This is a genomic window from Halopseudomonas sp. (assembly GCF_036960865.1).
Lineage (GTDB): Bacteria > Pseudomonadota > Gammaproteobacteria > Pseudomonadales > Pseudomonadaceae > Halopseudomonas.
The window spans coordinates 197,606-218,442 of sequence record NZ_JBALWE010000007.1 but is presented as its reverse complement, the minus strand read 5'-3'; the positions used below and the strand labels follow the sequence as shown (position 1 = coordinate 218,442).

The following is a 20,837-nucleotide window of genomic DNA, read 5'->3' as shown; positions in this document are numbered from 1 at the left end:
ACCGTTATGATGGGCCGCGTATTGTAGCCGAGTGGATAACTGTCGATGTTCAATGAATCAGAATACCAAACCGTATGGCTGGTCTATCTGGCTGCGGCCGCGGGTTGCTGGTTGGTTTGGTGGCAGCTGACCGGGTTGATCAAGTGGTGGTTTATCCACGAGCCGCTGTGGATCATCATGGCAGTGCTGTTATTCACTCCCACCGAAGCAGAAGTGGGCGCAGGTTGGCAGGCTCCGGCGTTTCTGATTTACCTGTTAGACACATTGCTGGATACGGGCGACAACCAAGCGCGCATGCTGGGTGAACTCAGTCTTGTCATGACATTGGCGTTCGCTGTGTATCTGGTCTTTGTCGGTTTGCGCGCGTTATATCACCATTGGCGCAAACAAGACGAGCCCGCTGTTTCCGACACCTGATACCCTCTGTTTAGGCGGCGATTACTCGCCGCTGCGCTGCTCGTTCATTATGCGCGCCAGGCGCATGATCTGCTCTTGAAACTCGGTGCGCTGTGCATCGGTCATCGGACACATGCCTAACTGCTCGAACAGGCGATAGCCGCGGACAGAGAAAAACAGAATGCTGGCCTGAGCCAATCCCAGCGGCGACTTCTCCAGAATATCAAACAGCCCTTCAACGTTGTCTGCACTGGTTTGCAGCAAGGCAGGGTTACTCGCCGCTGCGGCGAAAATGGCGGAGTCGAGGTTCTTCTCTTCACTCGATTCGCTCATATTGCTGAGCAGGAGGGCCTTTAGCTCGCGCATAGGTTCATCGGGCAGGACACTTTCGTAAGCACCCCAGCGTACGCGGAAACGCTCCAGTCTGTACTCGATCATCGCGGTGAGGAGCGCTTCACGGTCAGGGAATAGGGCCTTGATATCGGACTCGGCGATTTCGCTGCGGGCACTGAGCGTTTCAAAGGTCAGTTGCGATGCACCCAGCTCACTGACGATGGCTTCTGCTGCACGGAAAATGGTGACCTTGATTGTTTCCGGGCTCTGGCTGCTACCCTTGGTGTCCACTGGTAAACCCCCTTGTGAAGATAATCGACGTTGCCGGCACGCAAGAGACTGCTGGCAGCGGAAAACGAGGCCTGGTGTTGCGGGGTAGGTATGGCGTGCGCCGCCCGCACGGGCGATTGCATGGCTACCGGGGCCTCTGGTACATGCGCCATAGGGTACGATGTACGGCGACCTGAGGCGAGCAATTTTTCCTGTGGTGGTGACCTGCGGCGGGAGCAAATTCAGGCAACAAAAAACCCGGCATAGGCCGGGTTTTTTGGTTCAGAGATCGGGATTAGCCGATGATCTGAATGTTTGCAGCTTGCTTGCCCTTAGGACCAGTAGTGATGTCGAAAGACACCTTCTGGTTCTCGGCCAGAGACTTGAAGCCCTGAACCTTGATTTCGGAGAAGTGGGCGAACAGGTCGTCTCCACCGCCATCTGGAGTGATGAAGCCGAAACCTTTAGTGTCGTTGAACCACTTAACTGTACCAGTTGCCATTTCAGATAATTCCTATCAAATTGAAATACTTGAGCTTGCACTCAATTAAAGCGTGGGAATCAAAGATTACGAGAATGACAAACTTACGTACTGAAAAGTGCGCTTGCAGCCTACAACTCTATCTCTTGAAAACCTACGCGCTCACTCTGCGCCTTTCAGTAGTACAAGTCAAGCTGTGTTGACAACCACTGTCAGGCTCGAATAAACGAAATTCAGTATACGACAGTTTCCAGAAATAACACGCCTTTCGTCGGATTTTTTGCATGGCCCCAAAAGCTTTGTTTCAGTCTGCGGGCTGGGTCCGCCGATACGGGTAGACATCAATCACCTGTCCGTCCTCTATCTGCCGTTGCAGACCCTTCCAATAGCTGGCGTCGAACAAGTCTCCATGCATTTTGAAAAAGAGCCGGCGGTGGTTGATGTCGGCAAACAGAAAGACCGGAAATTCTTCAGGGAAAACATCGTTGGGCGCAACCGAATACCAGGGTTCAGATGACATTTCCTGTTCTGGGTACATCGCCTCGGGGATGACCCGAAAGTTAACTTCGGTGAGATAGCTGATCTCGTCGTAGTCATAAAACACCACTCGGCCATGGCGGGTTACGCCAAAGTTTTTCAGCAACATGTCGCCTGGGAAGATGTTTGCAGCAGCCAGCTCCTTGATGGATTTGCCGTAATCGAACAGGGCTTCTTCGGTCTGGGCTTCGCTGGCGCTCTCCAGATAAATGTTGAGCGGCGTCATGCGGCGCTCGGTCCAGCAGTGTCGAATCAGAATTACATCGCCTTCTTCCACTACAGTCGAGGGCGCTACTTCCAGCAGCTCGTTCAAGCAATCAGGGTCAAAGCGCTCGCGGGGAAAGCGGAAGTCGGCAAACTCTTGGGTGTCTGCCATACGCCCAACGCGATCATGGCGTTTAACCAGTCGGTATTTTTCGATGACGGTCGCACGGTCAATGTTCTTGGATGGAGCAAACTTGTCCTTGATGATCTTGAACACGGTGTTAAAGCCGGGCAGGGTGAATACGCTCATCACCATACCGCGCACGCCAGGGGCCATTATGAAGCGGTCATCGCTATTGGCCAGATGAGTAATCAGCGCCCGGTAGAACTCGGACTTGCCCTGCTTGTAAAAGCCGATCGCAGTGTACAGTTCGGCGATGTGCTTGCCGGGAAGCAGGCGCTTGAGAAAAGCGACCATTTCACTGGGCACCGGCGCCTCTACCATGAAGTAGGAACGCGTGAAGGAAAAGATGATCGAGACCTCGGATTCGTCGGTAATCAGAGTGTCGACGCAGATACCCCGGCCTTCGCGGTGCAGCAGCGGCAACACAAACGGCCATTGCTCCTGCTGGCTGATCAGCCTGCCGACCAGGTAGGCGCCCTTGTTGCGGTAGAACACGCTCTGCACCACTTCGACGGTTAAACCATGATCCATCTGAGCCCAGTCGGGAAGGCCTTGCTGCAGCTCGGCAACGATCATCTGGGTATCCCTTTCCAGGTCCTCCCAGGGAGTATCGAAACTGAATTCGCGCAGTATCTGGCTCGCCAGGTTTTCCAGTGAGCCATCTGAAATAAATCCGCGCGTTAGCGCGTTGCGTGACGGTGGGCGTGAGAGCGGGCGGGTGCTGTGCACGAACATGGTGTCGTCGCTGATCTGGTCGTGCTGATGCAGACTGCAGAAAATCGAGTTGAACCAGGTCTCCGCCAGTTCGTCATCGAAGCGGCTTTCAATGGCTGCGATGTAGGCCAAGCGGATGTCTGGCCAACTGCTTACATCGGTGACGGCCGGGCCTGCGGGTGAGGAAACCAGCTCGTTGGCGGTGCGCTGAACCTGGTCTTCATAAGCGTTAATGCGCTGGGTGGACGCTTCCTGAATGTCGTTCCAGCGGGCCTGTTCAAAACGTGCACGGGCGCCGGCGGTAAGCTCGTGAAACTGAGCGCGATAGCGATCAAAGCCGTCGAGTATGTGCTGCACAATAAGGTCGGGGGAGTAGGACATTTAACCAAGCCTGTTGCGGGAAACTTCCTCGCAGCATAGCCAGTCTGCGCGCGATGCGGAAGCGCTGCGACCGCTCAGGTTGCCGCGCCAGCGAAGGCGCGGCGACGGGGAGTATTACTGCACGTTTTCCTGTTCGCTGAACATGTCGGCAAACAACATGGTAGACAAGTAACGCTCACCGGAATCCGGCAGGATCACCACGATGGTCTTGCCCTGCATCTCGGGCTCTTCGGCAATACGCACAGCGGCGGCCATAGCGGCGCCGCAGGAGATGCCGCAAAGAATGCCTTCTTCGCGCATCAGGCGCAGGGCCATTTCCTTGGAGAGTTCGTCGCTGACTTGTTCTACACGATCTACCTGGCTGAGGTCGAGGTTGCCAGGCACGAAGCCAGCGCCGATGCCCTGAATCTTGTGCGGGCTGGGCTTGACGTCATCGCCAGCCAGCGTCTGGGAGATTACGGGCGAGCTGCTGGGTTCGACGGCGACTGAAAGAATCTGCTTGCCGCAGGTCTGCTTTATGTAGCGGGAAACCCCGGTGATGGTGCCGCCGGTACCTACGCCGGCCACCAGCACGTCGATGCTGCCTTCGGTGTCCTGCCAGATTTCCGGGCCGGTGGTCTTTTCGTGAATGCTTGGATTGGCCGGGTTCTCGAACTGCTGCAGCAATACATAATCATTCGGATTCTGCTCAGCCAGTTCGTTGGCTTTCTCGATAGCGCCTTTCATGCCCTTGGCCGGTTCTGTAAGGACCAGCTCCGCGCCCAGCGCCTTGAGTACCTTGCGTCGTTCCAGGCTCATCGAGGCCGGCATGGTCAACACCAGCTTGTAACCACGCGCCGCCGCAACGAATGCTAGACCAATGCCGGTGTTGCCGGACGTCGGTTCGACTATCGTCATGCCGCTTTTCAGTCTGCCGCTGGATTCGGCGTCCCAGATCATGCTCGCACCAATTCGACATTTGACCGAGTACGCCGGATTACGGCCTTCAATCTTGGCCAGAATGGTTACGCCCTGGGGGCCTAGTCGATTGATTCTGACCAGAGGCGTGTTGCCGATGGCCTGTGAGTTGTCTGCGAAAATGCGGCTCATGCGAGAGCTCCTTGTAGGCAAAGAAGGTGTAGGTCACTATCGAATACAGGTCAATCAGCCTATGCCTGGCGGCAATCTCCGTCAATCAAGGTGAACTGCGCTGAGGAGTAATGGTCAACCAGGCATGAACGGAAAAAAACGCTATCTCCTTGGGTTTGTCGTATTGCTGGCCATATTGCTGCTGGCGGTTCATCTGTTGTTGCCAGTCGTGGTGAAGGACGTGCTCAACAAGAAGATGGCCAACATGGGCGATTACCGTGGCCACGTTGAGGACGTCGATATCGTCCTCTGGCGAGGTGCCTACCGCATGGAGGGCTTGAGCATCGTCAAGAAGGAGGGCAATACACAGGCTCCCTTCCTGACGTTACCGGAAACGAACGTGAAGATTCGCTTGCGTCCTTTCTGGAGCGACGGTGTGCTGGTAGCCGAGATGGAGGTAAACCGACCGGAGCTCAACTTTGTGGACGGTGACAGCGAGGAGCAGAAACAGTCCGGTACCGGTGTCGATTGGCGAGAAAAGGTGCAATCCATCCTGCCGGTGCGCCTTGACCGCGTCGATATCAATCAGGGCGTGATTGCCTTTCGCAATTTCAACTCAGAGCCGCCGGTTAATGTTTATCTGAATGAAGTTGATCTCACCGTCCTCAATCTGACCAACGCCAAGCAGCGAGAGGGTGCTCGGGATGCCTCCGCAGAAGGTACGGCGTTGTTTCTTGGGCAGGCGCCAGTCGAGGCGTCGGCGAATTTTGACCCGCTGGTGCGTATGGAGAACCTGGATTTCCGCCTGCGCATGACCGATCTGGAGTTGCCGCGGCTCAATGAATTCGCGTCGGCCTATGGCAACTTCGACTTCAAGGCAGGGACGGGTGATCTGGTCATTGAAGCCAAGGTGCGGGATAGCCAACTGAATGGGTACGTCAAACCCTTGCTGCGCAATGTTGATGTATTTGATATGGACCAGGATCTGCGAAATGCAGATAAGGGCCTTTTCAGGGGTATCTGGGAGGCGCTGGTCGGAGGTGGACAGCAGTTACTGCAGAATCAGAAGCTCGATCAGTTTGCTACTCGTGTAGAGCTTTCTGGCAGCGTTGATCAGGCTGATGTAAGCCCCTTGCAAGCATTCTTCGGCATTTTGCGTAATGCCTTTGTCGAGGCTTTCACCACGCGATTCGAGCAAATTCAGGAGGAGGGCTAGGCGCTAGAGTCAACTAGGCTGTGCGATCTCGCCAATAGTAATGACGTCGTATCATTCAGATCTTGAATCCCCTACCTTCGTTTACAGTCCAATTGCCCGCACGCTATAGTTTCCGACTACCCATTTACTCCTACGTATCGCCTGGTCTAACCGGGCTTCGGCCCAAGGAATATCCAATGAAGTTTGAAGGCACTCAGTCCTACGTCGCCACCGACGACCTGAAACTGGCGGTCAACGCCGCCATTACCCTGGAACGCCCGCTGCTGATCAAGGGTGAACCTGGCACAGGTAAAACCATGCTGGCCGAGCAACTGGCCGAATCCATGGGGGCCAAACTCATTACCTGGCACATCAAGTCGACTACTAAAGCGCATCAGGGACTTTACGAGTACGACGCTGTTAGCCGCCTGCGTGACTCCCAGCTGGGCGTCGACAAGGTGCATGACGTTGCCAACTACATCAAAAAGGGCAAGCTGTGGGAGGCGTTCGAGTCTGAAGAGCGCGCGATTCTGCTGATCGATGAAATCGACAAGGCCGACATCGAGTTTCCGAACGACCTGCTGCAGGAACTCGACAAGATGGAGTTCTTCGTTTACGAAACCAACCAGACGATCAAGGCCAAGCAACGCCCGATCATTATCATTACTTCAAACAACGAAAAAGAGCTGCCGGACGCCTTCCTGCGCCGTTGCTTCTTCCACTACATCGCCTTCCCTGATCGCGAGACCATGAAGAAGATCGTTGATGTGCATTTCCCCAAGATCGAAACGCACCTGCTGTCTGAAGCCATGGACATCTTCTTCGATGTACGCAAAGTACCCGGCCTGAAGAAGAAGCCCTCTACTTCTGAACTGGTTGATTGGCTGAAACTGCTGATGGCCGACCAGATCCCCGAGGCGGTGCTGCGTGACCGTGATCCGACCAAGGCGATCCCGCCGCTCTACGGCGCGCTGGTGAAAAACGAGCAGGATGTGCAGCTGCTCGAGCGCCTGGCCTTCATGACCCGTCGTCAAAACCGCTAAGGAAGGTCGGCTGGCCAACGCCCGCCGTGCATTCGCAGAACGCTCGCGCCGGGCCTTGCCTCGGCGTGAGAGTACAACGGCGAAAACCAGGCTGGCGGGTAAATCGCCATAGCCGTCTTTCCCTGATTGGGAGGTGCCCATGTTACTGGGCCTGTTCAATGAAATGCGTGCAGCCAAGGTGCCGGTATCGGTACGCGAGCTGCTCGATCTGATCAACGCATTGAAGCATCATGTCGTGTTTGCCGACATGGACGAGTTTTACTATCTGGCACGCACAGTGATGGTCAAGGACGAGCGTCACTTCGACAAGTTCGACCGTGCCTTCGGTGCCTACTTCAAGGGGCTGGAAAACCTTGACCAGTTGATTGAAGCAATGATTCCCGACGACTGGCTGCGCAAGGAGTTCGAGCGCATGCTGAGCGATGAGGAGCGCGCAAAAATCGAGTCGCTGGGTGGCCTGGACAAGCTCATCGAGGAGTTCAAGAAGCGTCTCGAGGAGCAGAAGGAACGTCACGAGGGTGGTAATAAATGGATCGGCACGGGCGGCACCAGTCCGTTCGGCTCCGGTGGCTACAACCCTGAGGGCATCCGCGTCGGTGACGCCGGTAAGCGCCAGGGCAGGGCGGCCAAGGTGTGGGATCAGCGTGAGTACAAGAACCTGGACGATCAGGTTGAGCTGGGTACGCGCAACATCAAGGTGGCGCTGCGTCGTCTGCGCAAGTTCGCGCGCCAGGGCGCAGCGGACGAGCTGGACATCGACGGTACTATCGACCACACCGCCAAGGACGCGGGCTTGCTGAATATTCAGATGCGGCCGGAGCGACGCAATGCGGTCAAGTTGCTGCTGCTGTTTGATATCGGCGGCTCGATGGATGCGCACATCAAAGTCTGCGAGGAGTTGTTTTCCGCCTGCCGTACCGAGTTCAAGCACCTGGAGTACTTCTACTTCCACAACTGCATTTACGAATCGGTGTGGAAGAACAATATGCGCCGCACCAGTGAGCGCACCTCCACGGTGGATCTGCTGCACAAGTATGGCCCGGACTATAAGGTCATTTTTGTTGGTGACGCCGCAATGGCGCCCTACGAGATTACCCAGCCGGGTGGCAGTGTGGAGCATTGGAACGAGGAGGCGGGCCACGTCTGGATTCAGCGCTTCACCGAGAAGTACAAGAAGCTTATCTGGATCAATCCATACCCGCGCGATGCCTGGGATTACACGACTTCGACCAAGATCGTGCGCGATCTGATTGAGGACCGTATGCATCCGCTGACGCTGGAAGGCCTGGAAGAAGGGATGCGTTACCTGAGTAAATAGCCCACGGCTATTTACTCAGTGATCGGGGGGCAGTACGCCCCCGGTTCAAAAACTGATCGGCGGCAGCGCGGGCTGCGGAATAGCAGTTTTTTCCGTAGGTGCCATCACAGTGGCGACGCCGTCGACAACCTGCTTGCCATCCTGGTTGAACACGCGGGTGGCGATCTTTACGCGGTTTTTCGGCAGTTTCTCCAGCACTTCCAATTCAATGCTGATGGTATCGTCCAGCCGCACCGGACGCAGAAAGCTCATTTCCTGCCCAATGTAGATAGTGCCGGGGCCTGGTAGCTCGCAGGCAATGGTCGCCGAGATCAGCGCGCCGGAAAACATGCCGTGGGCGATGCGCCCCTTGAACGGCGTATTGGCGGCAAAGGCTTCGTCCAGGTGCACCGGGTTAACGTCGCCCGACACCTCGGCAAACAGAATCAGGTCGCGTTCCTTGACCAGGTGATCGACACGGACGCTGTCGCCCACATTGAGTTCGTCGTAGGTGCGGTTTTCAAGCATTTTCATCAGCCGGATTCCCTATGCTGTCGAGTGAAAGAGTGGCCATGATCCAGTCGAGGGTCTCGCGGGTGACTTGCTCGCGGTTAGTCTCGTTGAACACTTCATGGCGCGCTTGCGGATAAAGCCGCAATTCTACCTGTTTGAGCTGTGCCTGCTGCAAGCGGCTTTGCAGTTTACGCAGTCCGTCACCGGCGCTGACCGGGTCCTGATCGCCCCCGATGATCAGGACCGGCAGATCGGGTCTTATCTTGCGCAGTTGCTCTGGGTCGGCGATACGCAGCAGCGTGGTAAAAAGTCCATGCCAGTAATCGGCGGTCAGGGTGAAGCCGCAAAACGGGTCGTTGACGTAGGCGTCGACTTCGTCGGCATCGCGGCTGAGCCAGTCATAATCGGTGCGATTTGGCGTGAACGCCTTGTTGAATTGCCCGAAGCTCAGTTTGCCGAGTAGCGTCGCGGGCGCGGTGTCGGCGCGCAGCGCGCGCTCCAGCGCAGCGGCCAGGCGGCCCACTCGGCTGAGCGCCGGCGGATGAGCGTTGCTGCCGCTGAGAATGACCGCGTCCACCAGCGCTGAATGCTGCAGCAGGAATCCCTGAACCAGATAGGAGCCCATGCTGTGCCCCAACAGTATCAGCGGCGCATGAGTGTCGCGTGCGCGAATAGCGTTCAGCCACTGCTGCAGGTCGCTTTCCAGGGCGGGCCAGCCGCCAGGCAGTTGGCCCAATGCGCCTCCCGCGGCGGGGCCGTGGCCGCGCAGATCGGGGGCATAAACACTGACTCCCTGCGCATTGAGGGCGGCGGCCAGGCGCGCATAGCGGCCGCCGTGTTCAGCCATGCCGTGGCAGATCAATAAATTGGCGCGCGAGCGGGTTTGCGGGTGCCATTGCCGCAGCAGGTCAAGGCAAGGGTCGGTGGGGTTGGCGGAGCTGGCGGCTTTCATATGGGCTGTTATCCTGATTGTTGTTATTGATCTCGGCAGACCAGAGTCGGTGCTAACCGCAAGCGGGTGGTGCAAGGTATTCACAAACCAAATGAAACATATCTGCAGTTTGTATTTTTCAGAGCAGCTGTTAGCTTTGGCATCTTTGCGTGACTGCGCTGGCATGAGGCTTTATGCAATGCTTGGCCGTCGCCAGTTCAGCTTATAACAAATGCACTAACGGGAAAGAGGATAAAAACAATGGACGCATCCTTCTGGGACGACAAACGGCCAGCCGGAGTCCCGGCTACCATTGACCCCGCACAGTACACATCGGTCATTGATGTCTTCCAGCAGGCCTGCCAGAAGCATAGCGATCGCCCGGCCTTCAGCAATATGGGGGTGACCCTCAGTTATGCTGACCTGGATCGCTATTCTGCTGCGTTCGCCGCTTACTTGCAGCAGCACACCAGCCTGCAGCCAGGTGACCGCATTGCCGTACAGATGCCCAACGTGCTGCAGTTTCCGATTGCCGTGTTTGGTGCCATTCGCGCCGGTCTGATTGTGGTCAACACCAATCCGCTGTACACAGCGCGCGAGATGCGTCACCAGTTTAAGGACTCCGGCGCACGCGCCCTCATCTTCATGAACGTGTTTGGCCATCTGGTACAGGAAGTTCTGCCAGATACCGACATCGAGTTTCTGTTTGAGGCCAAAATCGGTGACATGCTGCCAGGGTTGAAAGGCGTCATCACCAACGCGGTAGTCAAGCATGTCAAGAAGATGGTGCCGGACTATCAACTGCCGCAGGCTATCCCCTTCAAGAAAGCCTTGCAGCGCAGCCAGGGCCAACGCCCTACAGCGGTCAGCAAGACCCTGGACGATGTGGCAGTGCTGCAGTACACCGGCGGGACCACAGGTGTGGCCAAGGGCGCGATGCTGACCCACGGTAACCTGGTGGCCAACATGCTGCAGGTGTACGCCAACATGCAGCAGTTGGATAAGGACGGCAACAAGATCACCAAGGACAGTGGTGAGGTCATCATTGCGCCGCTGCCGCTATACCATATCTTTGCGTTTACCGTGAACTGCATGTGCATGATGATTGCCGGTCATCACAACGTGCTGATTACCAATCCGCGCGACATTCCCGGTTTCGTGGCTGAGCTGAAGAAGTGGCCGTTCTCTTCCGTGGTCGGCCTCAATACCCTGTTTGTCGCGCTGATGGATCATCCTGAGTTCGCCAATATCGACTTCAGCCATCTGAAAAGTACCGGCTCCGGTGGCACCGCGTTGGTGAAGGCTACTGCTGAGCGTTGGGAGAAAAAAACCGGCTGCAAGATTGGTGAAGGTTATGGCCTGACCGAATGCTCACCAGTGGTGACCGCCAGCCCAGGCGATGGTCTGGCGCGTATCGGTTCCGTAGGCTTGGCGGTGGCTGGCACAGCGCTGAAGGTGATCGACGAGGAGGGCAAGGAACTGGGAATCGGCGAACGTGGCGAGCTCTGTGTAAAAGGGCCTCAGGTAATGAAGGGCTACTGGAATCGTCCTGAAGCGACTGACGAGGTGCTGGATGCCGAGGGTTGGTTCCACACCGGCGACGTCGCAATCATTGATGCCGATGGCTTTGTGTCCATTGTGGATCGCATCAAGGATCTGATTATCGTATCGGGTTTCAACGTTTATCCCAATGAAATCGAAGATGTGGTAGCTGCGCACCCGAAAGTCGCTAATGCCGCGGCCATCGGGGTGCCGGATGAAAAGTCCGGTGAGGCGGTCAAGCTGTTCGTCGTCGCCAACTCGCCTGACCTGACAGTGGATGAATTGAAGGCCTATTGCCGCGCCAACTTTACCGGTTACAAGGTGCCTAAATACTACGAAATGCGTGAGTCCTTACCCATGTCGGCGGTAGGTAAAATCCTGCGCCGCGAATTGCGCGACAAGGAATAGATTCTCTCGTAAAGCTGACTGTTCGGTCAGTCTCATTCCGCTTGCCAACACCCGTAGTCAGCGCCTTGGTGCTGATTCCGGGGTGCTGGTCTGCCCTTTGAAAAGCTGCTAGTCTTCCGGCTCTTCGACCGCAGAAATAACGATATTTTATAAATCTGCGTCGAAATGCGTGCATCGGCACGTTAAAACCATAAGACATTAGCGCGGCGTATCACGGCCGACTGCGTTCAGGAGCGGGCATTCATGCTTGAGAATTTCTGGAAAGACAAATATCCAGCGGGCGTTGACTCAGAGATCAACCCCGATCAATACCCCAACATTCTGGCTGTGCTCAAAGAGTCCTGCCAACGCTTCGCCAACAAGCCCGCCTTTACCAATCTTGGCAAGACCATCACCTACGGTGAGATGTACACCTTGTCCGGCCACTTCGCCGCCTACCTGCAAAAACACAGTGGTCTGCAACCCGGCGACCGCATTGCCGTGCAGATGCCCAACGTATTGCAGTACCCGATTGTGGTATTCGGCGCCATGCGCGCCGGTTACGTGGTGGTGAACACCAACCCGCTGTACACCCAGCGTGAAATGGAGCACCAGTTCAACGACTCCGGCGCCAAGGCGCTGGTCTGCCTGGCCAATATGGCGCACCTGGCTGAACAGGTGGTGCCAAAGACCGGCGTTAAGCAGGTCATTGTTACCGAAGTGGGCGACATGCTGCCGCCGCTGAAGCGGTTTCTGGTCAACACCGTGGTCAAACACGTCAAGAAGATGGTGCCGTCCTATTCCATTCCGGGCATGATCAAGTTCAACGATGCCATGGCCAAAGGCCGTGCATTGTCCTTCACTGAGGCTACGCCCAGCGCCGAAGATCTGGCTGTGCTGCAATACACCGGCGGCACCACAGGGGTTGCCAAGGGCGCGATGCTCACGCACCGCAACCTGGTGGCCAACATGCTGCAGGCCAAGGCGCTGATGGGCTCGAACATGATCGACGGTGAAGAGGTGATCATCTGCCCGTTGCCGCTCTACCATATCTACGCCTTTACCTTCCATTGCATGGCGATGATGCTCAGCGGTAACCACAACATTCTGATCACCAATCCGCGGGACCTGGATGCCTTCGTCAAAGAGCTCTCGCAGCATCGCTTCACCGGTTTTGTAGGTCTGAATACGCTGTTTGCCGGCCTGTGCAACAACGCCGCTTTCCGTGCGCTCGATTTCACCGGCTTCAAGGTGACCCTGTCCGGCGGTATGGCGTTGCAGCTGGCCACAGCAGAGCGCTGGAAAGAGGTCACCGGCAGCCCGGTATGTGAAGGTTTTGGTATGACCGAAACCAGCCCGGTCGCTACCGTAAACCCCATCAGTGACATTCGCCTTGGTACTATCGGCATTCCTGTCCCCTCGACGCTGTGCAAGATCATTGATGAGGAGGGCAACGAGTTGCCGTTGGGCGAGCGCGGCGAGCTGTGCGTGAAGGGCCCGCAGGTCATGAAAGGGTACTGGCAGCGTAAGGAAGCCACCGACGAGATTCTGGATGCCGAAGGCTGGCTGAAGACGGGCGATATCGCCATCATTCAGGAAGACGGCTACCTGCGCATCGTGGATCGCAAGAAAGACATGATTCTGGTCTCCGGATTTAACGTTTACCCCAACGAGCTGGAAGATGTTATGGCTGCCATTCCGGGTGTGGCGCAGTGCGCTGCGATTGGTGTGCCGGATGAAAAATCGGGCGAGGCAATCAAGGTCTTCCTGGTCAAGAGCCCAGATGCCAGTCTGACCGAGGCGCAGGTCAAGGAACACATGCGCAGCAACCTGACCGCGTACAAAGTGCCCAAGTTCGTCGAGTTCCGCGACAGCTTGCCCACCACCAATGTCGGCAAGATTCTGCGCCGTGAACTGCGTGATGAAGAGCTGAAGAAACTGGCCGGTTAATCGCCTGCAATCAGGCGCGCATTTTTGCGACAATAAAGCCCCGCCTGGCTGGTCCTGGCGGGGTTTTTTCATGCTACAGGAAGCTCCATGTCCGACTCAGAAATGCGCAGCCCCGATTTTTCCAGCGTAATGGCGGCAGACCGCCAGCGCCTGCAACAACAGTTTCGCAAACTGAGCGGTGCCGACCACGCCAGCGCCAGTGCCGACTGGGTCAGGCGCTTCGAAGCCTCGGCAGCCAGGGTTGCTGCGCGTTCGGCCAGCATTCCATCCATTCGCTTTGTCGACAGTCTGCCGATTGCCGAAAAACGCGAGCAGATCAAAGCCACGATTGCCGCGCATCAGGTCGTGGTTATTGCCGGGGAGACCGGCTCGGGCAAAACCACCCAGCTACCGAAGATCTGCCTGGAGTTGGGGCGTGGCACCCGCGGCCTGATCGGTCACACCCAGCCAAGACGTCTGGCAGCGCGCAGTGTGGCCAGCCGCATTGCTGACGAACTGGGTACGCCCCTGGGTGAGCTGGTGGGCTACCAGGTGCGCTTTACCGACCAGAGCTCGGACAAGACGCTGATCAAGCTGATGACCGATGGGATTCTGCTGGCCGAGACGCAGAACGATCGCTTTCTCAACCGCTACGACACCCTGATCATCGATGAGGCACATGAACGCAGCCTGAATATCGACTTTCTGCTGGGTTACCTGAAAACCATTCTGGCCAAGCGGCCGGATCTGAAGGTGATTATTACCTCGGCGACCATCGATTTGGAGCGCTTCTCGCAGCACTTCGATAATGCTCCCGTGATTGAGGTCTCCGGCAGAACCTATCCGGTCGACCTCTGGTATCGTCCGCTAACTGCCGAGCAGGATGAAGAGGGCAACGCAGTAGAGGAAGACCTGAGTATTGATCAGGGAATCGTCTCTGCCCTGCGCGAAATTGCTGATCATGAACGCACACAACGCCAGCCACCAGGTGATGTGCTGATCTTCCTGCCCGGCGAGCGAGAGATTCGTGATACCGCAGACTATTTGCGCAAAGCCAACCTCAAACACACCGAGATTCTGCCGCTTTACGCACGACTGTCGGCGGCGGAGCAACAGAAGATCTTTGCTCCCCACGCCGGACGCCGGGTGGTACTGGCCACCAACGTAGCGGAAACCTCGCTGACGGTGCCTGGGATTGTCTATGTGATTGACCCGGGCGAAGCGCGCATCAGCCGTTACAGCCCACGCTCCAAGGTGCAGCGACTGCCCATCGAGGCGGTCTCGCAGGCCAGCGCCAATCAGCGCAAGGGGCGCTGCGGGCGGGTGGCGCCCGGCATCTGTGTGCGGCTGTACAGTGAAGAGGATTTCAACGGTCGGCCGGCGTTTACCGATCCGGAGATCCGGCGCACCAACCTGGCGTCGGTCATTTTGCAGATGCTCAACCTGCGTCTGGGACGAATCGAGGATTTTCCCTTTATCGAGCCGCCGGACAGCCGTGCCATCAGCGACGGCTTTACGCTGCTGCAGGAACTGGGCGCCGTCGACAAGGCCGGCGGCATGAGCGAGTTGGGTCGCCAGCTGGCGCGTCTGCCGGTCGATCCGCGGATCGGCCGCATGCTGCTCGAAGGCGCGCAGCAGAACTGCCTGCATGAGATCGCGGTGATTGCCAGTGCGCTGGCGGTGCAGGACCCGCGCGAGCGGCCGCTGGAGAAACAGCAGGCTGCCGATCAGGCGCACGCACAGTGGGCTGATGATGCCTCCGACTTTGCCGCCTTCCTGAACCTGTGGGCAGGCCACGAGCAGCAGCGTCAGGCGCTGACCCAAGGCCAGTTGCGCAGCTGGTGCCGGCGCAATTTCCTCAATTACCTGCGACTGCGCGAATGGCGTGAAACGCATCGCCAGATTCGCCTGACCTGCCGTGATCTTGGATTGAAAGAGAACGATCAGGCCGCGGGTCATGAGTCCATCCACAGGGCATTGTTATCGGGCCTGCTCAGCCACTTGGGTAACAAGACCGAGGAGGGCGACTATCTGGGTGCAAGGCAACGGCGCTTTCTGCTGCATCCGTCCTCTGCGCTGGCGAAGAAAAAGCCGGCCTGGGTGATGGTGGCTGAGCTGACCGAAACCAGGCGTCTCTATGGTCGCTTGGCTGCCAAGGTCGATCCGGCCTGGATCGAGCCGCTGGCGACGCACTTGACCAAGACCAGTTACAGCGAACCGCACTGGGAGAAGAAACGGGGCCAGGTTGTGGCCTTCGAGCAGGTAACGCTCTACGGCCTGATCATAGTGCCGCGGCGTAAAGTGCATTACGGGCCAATAGATCCGGTGATGTCGCGCGAGCTGTTTATTCGGCATGCCCTGGTGGGCGGTGAATGGCATGGCCGCGCCGCGTTCAACAAGGCCAATCAACAGTTGATTGGTGAGCTGGATGAACTGGAAGCCAAATCGCGCAAGCGCGACATCGTCGTCGACGATGAAACCCTGTACCGCTATTTCGATCAGCATTTGCCAGGCGATATTGTGCAACTGGCTAGCTTCGAGCGCTGGTTGAAACGTACCAGCCAACAGCAGCCCAAGCTGCTGCACATGACCCGTGACGACCTGCTGCAACGCGAAGCCAACGAGGTCAGTGCCGACCTCTATCCGGATGTACTGCGTTGGGAGTCGGTCGCGCTGCCGCTCAGTTATCACTTTGAACCGGGGCATCCGGCGGACGGTGTGACCGTACGGATTCCCGCGTCCTTGCTGCGCCGGGTTCCACCGGCCCGGCTGGAATGGCTGGTGCCGGGCCTGCTGTTCGACAAGTGCGTAGCACTGGTGCGCGGCTTGCCCAAGACGCTACGCAAGAACTTTGTCCCGGTGCCGGATTTTGTGCGCGCGGCGCTGGAGCGTATGTCCTTTGCCGAGGGCAGCCTCACTCAGTCGCTTGGCCGCGAACTGACGCGCATGACTGGCGTACGCCTGGATGAGCAGAATTGGGATGATATCGCCCTGGAAGATCACCTGCGCATGCGCATCGAGGTTGTTGACGCCGCCGGCGAGGTGATTTGCAGTGGGCGTGACTACAGCGCGCTCTGCGGTGAACTGGAAGGCCGCCCCATGGAGTCCGAGCCAGCCAGCAGTGGAGAGCAGGAGGCGCCTGCAAACGATCAGCCCGCTGGCAGTTATGCCTTGGCCGAGGCGCGCGTGCGCAAGCAGGCGGGCATTGCGGTGCAGGTCTATCCAGCCTGGGTGGAGCAGGGCGAAGAGGTGGTGGAGCAGCTGTTTGATGTGGCGCAGATTGCCACACAGCAGCACCGACGCGGCGTACAGCGCTTGCTGCTGCAAGCGCTGCCGGAGCAGGCGCGCCTGGTGCGACAGAAAAACCAGGCATTGAAAGACGCAGCTATCTACTACAGGGACCTGGGCACCCAAAAGCAGCTGGTCGAAGATGTATTGCTGGGCGCGATTGACCGGGTTTTTCTGCTTGAAGGTGAGCCGCTGCCGCGTGACCCTGAGGCGATCAAGACCTTGCTCGACCAGCGCCGCGCAGACTGGGTGCCAGCGGCGGAGCAATTGGCGCAGCAAGTGCTGGCGATCCTCAACCAGTGGCACGGCCTGCGCAAGCGCTTCAAGGGCAAGGTCGAACTGGCCCACGCGCTGGCCATGAACGATGTGCGCGATCAACTGGCCAAGCTGATTTATCCAGGCTTTGCACGCGAGGTGCCAGCGCAGTGGCTGGCGCAGTTCCCGCGCTACCTCAGTGCTATCGAGCAGCGGCTCGACAAGCTGCCGGGCCAGGTGCCGCGTGATCGAGCCTGGACCGATGAGCTGCAGGGCTTTCAGCAGCAGTACCAGGCGCTCACTGACAAGTGGCAGCGCGAGGGTCGCTGGGACAGCCAATTGGATGAGTGGCGCTGGATGCTGGAGGAGTACCGGGTGTCGCTGTTTGCCCAGCAACTCGGCACGCGCATGCCGGTTTCGGCCAAGCGACTAGCCAAACTTTGGCGCGAAATCACAGCTTGAGATGCCATTGCTCGCTACACTGCCAGGCCAACAACCACACAACGCAATAAGGATGGCCGGTGGAAGACCCTGCGATTGAACACCTCAGTCTGACTCTGGACTCGGTCGCGCTGCAACTGCGCTGCTTTGCCGGTTCGCCGCAGGGCGCTGTGGTCCTGCTGGTGCATGGCGCGCTGGAGGATGGCCGGGTGTTTCATCCGCGTGGTGATCAGGGCCTGGTGGGAGTGCTGACGGCAGCAGGACACAGCGTTTATGTGCTCGATCTTCGCGGTCATGGCGCGAGTCAACCCAGGCTGCAGGACGCCGGCGCCGCTATTACGCAGCATCGGCTGATCACCGAAGATCTGCCAGCAGCGCTGGCGCTGCTGCAGGAACGCCATCCCGGGCAACGCCTGTTTGCCGGGGGGCATGGCTGGGGCGGCGTATGGCTGGCCAGCGCGCTGATTCGTCGTCCGGACTTGCTGGCGGCGGTAGCCGGTCTACTGCAGTTTGCGGTGCGCCGGAGACAGCGACATGGCGGCCTGTTCACCCGGATCACCAGTGCGCTGTTCTGGCAGCGTCTGCTACCGCTGTTGGGCCGCATAAAGGGCATGATTCCGGCCCGGGCAATGGCCTTGGGGTCAGCGGATGAATCCACGGCTATCTATGCAGCCAATCTGGCCTGGATGGGCGGTGAATGGCGTGATCTTGAAGATGGATTCGACTATGCTAGCGCGATAGATGAACTGGCGTGGCCGGCGAGTTTGTATCTTGCCGGCGAAACGGATCGTCAACAGGGGCATATCGGCGATGTTCGTGACTTTGCCCGCGAGCTGGGGCCTCACGACGCGCAGGTAATCCTGTTGCAAAAGGGCCAGGGTTGTTCCCGGCGCTATAGCCATAACGACCTGCTGACTCACCCGCAGGCGGAGGTTGATCATTTTCCGCTGGTATTGAGTTGGCTGGAGCACCACCTGCGCTAGTATCTGACGCATAGCTGATTTGTATTTGAAAATTAGAGTGGTCTACTGGTTGTAACGCGCCGGCGTGCAGTAGACCGCGTCCATAACATGAGAAGAGGACCGACCGTGCACAAAGTCGTGATCAGCGGAACAGGTTTGTACACCCCCACAGAAAGCATCAGCAACGAAGAGCTGGTGGAAAGCTTCAATACCTATGTCGCACAGTTCAATGCCGACAATGCCGCCGCCATCGAAGCTGGTACCGTTGAGCCCATGGCTGGCTCCAGTACCGAATTCATCGAAAAGGCTTCCGGCATCAAAAGCCGCTATGTGATGAACAAGAGCGGCATTCTTGATGTTAACCGCATGGTGCCGGATATTCCCGAGCGCAGTAACGACGAGCCTTCGCTACTGTGCGAAATGGCGGTCAAGGCGGCGCACCAGGCACTCGAAGCTGCTGGCCGCACTCCAGCGGATATTGACGCGGTGATCGTCGCTTGCTCCAACCTGCCGCGCGGCTATCCGGCGCTGGCGGTCGAAGTTCAGGAAGAGTTGGGCATTGAAGGCTTTGGCTTCGACATGAATGTTGCCTGCTCCTCGGCCACCTTTGGCATTCAAAATGCGGTGAGCGCCGTGCAATTGGGCCAGGCCCGAGCGGTTCTGATGGTCAACCCTGAAGTGTGCACCGGTCATATGAGCTTCCGTGATCGTGACAGCCATTTCATCTTTGGTGACGCCTGTACCGCAGTGGTCATCGAGCGTGCTGACCAGGCGGTTTGCGAGCACCCCTACGAGATCCTCGGCACCAAGCTGCTGACCAAGTTCTCCAACAACATCCGCAACAACTTCGGCTTCCTCAACCGTTGTGATGAGGAGGGTGTCGGCAAGCCAGACAAACTGTTCGTGCAGAATGGTCGCAAGGTGTTCCGTGACGTTTGCCCCATGGTGGCCGAGCTGATTGGCAACCACCTGCAGGAAGTAGGTCTGAACGTAGAAGACATCAAGCGCTTCTGGCTGCATCAGGCCAACCTCAACATGAACATGCTGATTGCGCGCAAGTTGCTGGGCCGCGATCCCAGTGCCGAGGAAGCGCCGGTGGTACTCGACAAGTACGCTAACACCAGTTCTGCCGGCTCGATCATCGCGTTTCACCAGAACCAGGCCGATCTGCCGGTGGGCAGCCATGGCGTAATCTGCTCGTTCGGTGCCGGCTACTCGATCGGCAGTGTTGTAGTGCGCAAGCACTGATGCCACGGCCGTCCGCTGCGAGGTGGTAGCCCGGTGACTGAAGAGCAATTGCTCGCCGGGTTACGTGCCGGCCATCAGGCGGCCTACGCCGCCCTGGTAAAGCAGTATCAAGGCGCCATGCGCGCCGTAGCCATAGCCATCGTCGGCAGCAGTAATGCCGACGAAGTGGTGCAGGACAGCTGGCTTGCTGTAGTTCGCAATATCGATGGCTTTGCCGAGCGATCCAGTCTCAAGACCTGGTTGTTGACCATCACCGCAAACACGGCTAAGACTCGTCTGAAAAAGCAGCGCCGCGAGGTCTTTATCGAGGACCTTCGCGGCCCCCATGGCAGCATAGACGCAGACCGATTCAAACCGGACGGCCATTGGGCCGAGGGCCCCGCCGGCTGGCACAGCGACTCTCCCGAGGCGCTGCTGGATGCGCAGGAGCTGCGTGATTGCCTGGAACACACCCTCAACAGTCTCTCGGAACTGCAGCGCAGCGTATTGATGCTACGTGACCGCCAATGCCTGGAATTGACTGAAATTTGTAACCTGCTCGACATATCGCACTCTAATGTTCGGGTGCTGTTGCACCGAGCGCGCCTGAGCGTGTTTGCGACTTTGGAACATTTTGAGGTGACCGGCGAATGTTGACGTGTAGGGACCTGGTGGCACAGTCCAGTGGCCTGCTGGATGGCGAGTTGGGCCTGCGGCAGCGCTTGTCCATGCGTGCGCATCTGGCAATCTGCTTCCGTTGTCGGCGTTTTATCCGGCAATTGCGGGTCAGTCAGCGGGTTATCCGTCAGTTGCCCGAAGCACCTGCAGCAGAGCTGGATGACTTATTGCGGGCGATGACCGCTCAGCGCCGTGATAACGCCGGCACCGATCGCCAGGACAATCATTGATCAGCGCGCAGTGAAGAAAAAATCGCTTTTTTGTAACCCTGGCGGTTGGCCCTAGTCTAGTTTAGTGAGAGGGCAGTGCCTGTCCTCATTACAAAATGGAGATTGACCATGAATAAACTCAACACTGCAATCGTTACCCTGGGCGTCACGCTGATGGGCGCTGGCGCCAGCGTCAATGCCGCAGAAAACCCGTTTGCCGTACAGGAACTGCAAAGCGGTTATAACCTGGCTGACAACCATGGCGAAGGCGACATGGAAGGTAAGTGCGGCGAAGGTAGCTGTGGTGAAGACAAAGGCGAAAGCAAAGGAGAGCGCGAAGGCAAGTGTGGTGAAGGCACTTGCGGTAGCTAA

General features: G+C 57.7%; 18 protein-coding genes. 12 read left to right on the top strand and 6 right to left on the bottom strand.

Annotated elements, in window-relative coordinates; translation table 11 throughout:
* Positions 1-45 precede the first annotated feature (45 nt).
* Positions 46-417: an MFS transporter gene (locus tag V7747_RS11990; protein ID WP_335616256.1), complete on the top strand. Its 372-nt coding sequence runs from the start codon at positions 46-48 to the stop codon at positions 415-417.
* Positions 418-438: 21 nt separating this feature from the next.
* On the opposite strand, the gene V7747_RS11985 is transcribed toward V7747_RS11990, so the two are convergent.
* From V7747_RS11985 to cysK, 4 genes are all read right to left on the bottom strand, one after another.
* Complete coding sequence (locus V7747_RS11985; RefSeq protein ID WP_335616255.1) at positions 439-1,020, bottom strand: TetR/AcrR family transcriptional regulator; 582 nt, start codon at positions 1,018-1,020, stop codon at positions 439-441.
* 274 nt (positions 1,021-1,294) lie between these two features.
* Positions 1,295-1,501 carry a cold-shock protein gene (locus V7747_RS11980; RefSeq protein WP_036989629.1) on the bottom strand — a complete coding sequence of 69 codons (207 nt, stop codon included), beginning with the start codon at positions 1,499-1,501 and terminating at the stop codon, positions 1,295-1,297.
* A 283-nt stretch (positions 1,502-1,784) separates the two neighbouring features.
* Positions 1,785-3,500 (bottom strand): bifunctional isocitrate dehydrogenase kinase/phosphatase, encoded by a 1,716-nt coding sequence (aceK, locus tag V7747_RS11975; protein WP_335616254.1) that lies wholly within the window; start codon positions 3,498-3,500, stop codon positions 1,785-1,787.
* Between the two features lie 114 nt (positions 3,501-3,614).
* Positions 3,615-4,589: a cysteine synthase A gene (cysK, locus tag V7747_RS11970; protein ID WP_335616253.1), complete on the bottom strand. Its 975-nt coding sequence runs from the start codon at positions 4,587-4,589 to the stop codon at positions 3,615-3,617.
* A gap of 124 nt (positions 4,590-4,713) precedes the next feature.
* Here cysK and V7747_RS11965 point away from each other — a divergent pair, with 124 nt between their 5' ends.
* From V7747_RS11965 to V7747_RS11955, 3 genes are all read left to right on the top strand, one after another.
* Positions 4,714-5,784 carry a DUF748 domain-containing protein gene (locus V7747_RS11965; RefSeq protein ID WP_335616252.1) on the top strand — a complete coding sequence of 357 codons (1,071 nt, stop codon included), beginning with the start codon at positions 4,714-4,716 and terminating at the stop codon, positions 5,782-5,784.
* Between the two features lie 176 nt (positions 5,785-5,960).
* Entirely contained in the window at positions 5,961-6,806 is an 846-nt protein-coding gene (locus V7747_RS11960) for an AAA family ATPase (protein WP_092283849.1), read from the top strand.
* Positions 6,807-6,945: 139 nt separating this feature from the next.
* On the top strand, positions 6,946-8,124 hold the full coding sequence (locus tag V7747_RS11955) for a vWA domain-containing protein (RefSeq protein ID WP_092283847.1): 1,179 nt from the start codon (positions 6,946-6,948) through the stop codon (positions 8,122-8,124).
* 45 nt (positions 8,125-8,169) lie between these two features.
* Here the strand turns inward: V7747_RS11955 and V7747_RS11950 are convergent, their stop codons facing one another.
* Both V7747_RS11950 and V7747_RS11945 read right to left on the bottom strand, forming a co-directional pair.
* Positions 8,170-8,637: a MaoC/PaaZ C-terminal domain-containing protein gene (locus V7747_RS11950; protein WP_335616251.1), complete on the bottom strand. Its 468-nt coding sequence runs from the start codon at positions 8,635-8,637 to the stop codon at positions 8,170-8,172.
* Positions 8,624-9,568, bottom strand: coding sequence for an alpha/beta hydrolase (locus V7747_RS11945; protein WP_335616250.1), 945 nt, complete (start codon positions 9,566-9,568; stop codon positions 8,624-8,626). Before V7747_RS11945 ends, V7747_RS11950 begins: the two co-directional genes overlap by 14 nt.
* 240 nt (positions 9,569-9,808) lie before the next feature.
* On the opposite strand from V7747_RS11945, the gene V7747_RS11940 reads away from it, so the two are divergent.
* The 8 genes from V7747_RS11940 (at position 9,809) to V7747_RS11905 (ending at position 20,837) form a co-directional block, all read left to right on the top strand.
* Positions 9,809-11,497, top strand: a complete 1,689-nt coding sequence (locus tag V7747_RS11940) for a long-chain-fatty-acid--CoA ligase (RefSeq protein WP_335616249.1) — start codon at positions 9,809-9,811, stop codon at positions 11,495-11,497.
* A gap of 243 nt (positions 11,498-11,740) precedes the next feature.
* The gene (gene fadD1 / locus V7747_RS11935) at positions 11,741-13,426 is read left to right on the top strand and encodes a long-chain-fatty-acid--CoA ligase FadD1 (RefSeq protein ID WP_335616248.1); all 1,686 of its coding nucleotides are present in this window, start codon (positions 11,741-11,743) and stop codon (positions 13,424-13,426) included.
* A gap of 87 nt (positions 13,427-13,513) precedes the next feature.
* Positions 13,514-17,410 (top strand): ATP-dependent RNA helicase HrpA, encoded by a 3,897-nt coding sequence (hrpA, locus tag V7747_RS11930; RefSeq protein WP_335616247.1) that lies wholly within the window; start codon positions 13,514-13,516, stop codon positions 17,408-17,410.
* Positions 17,411-17,469: 59 nt separating this feature from the next.
* On the top strand, positions 17,470-18,372 hold the full coding sequence (locus V7747_RS11925) for an alpha/beta fold hydrolase (RefSeq protein ID WP_335616246.1): 903 nt from the start codon (positions 17,470-17,472) through the stop codon (positions 18,370-18,372).
* 105 nt (positions 18,373-18,477) lie between these two features.
* The gene (locus tag V7747_RS11920) at positions 18,478-19,599 is read left to right on the top strand and encodes a beta-ketoacyl-ACP synthase III (protein WP_335616245.1); all 1,122 of its coding nucleotides are present in this window, start codon (positions 18,478-18,480) and stop codon (positions 19,597-19,599) included.
* A 33-nt stretch (positions 19,600-19,632) separates the two neighbouring features.
* Complete coding sequence (locus V7747_RS11915; RefSeq protein ID WP_335616244.1) at positions 19,633-20,235, top strand: RNA polymerase sigma factor; 603 nt, start codon at positions 19,633-19,635, stop codon at positions 20,233-20,235.
* Complete coding sequence (locus tag V7747_RS11910; RefSeq protein ID WP_335616243.1) at positions 20,229-20,486, top strand: zf-HC2 domain-containing protein; 258 nt, start codon at positions 20,229-20,231, stop codon at positions 20,484-20,486. The genes V7747_RS11915 and V7747_RS11910 overlap by 7 nt, the downstream gene beginning before the upstream one ends.
* A 108-nt stretch (positions 20,487-20,594) precedes the next feature.
* Positions 20,595-20,837: an HvfA family oxazolone/thioamide-modified RiPP metallophore gene (locus tag V7747_RS11905; protein ID WP_335616242.1), complete on the top strand. Its 243-nt coding sequence runs from the start codon at positions 20,595-20,597 to the stop codon at positions 20,835-20,837.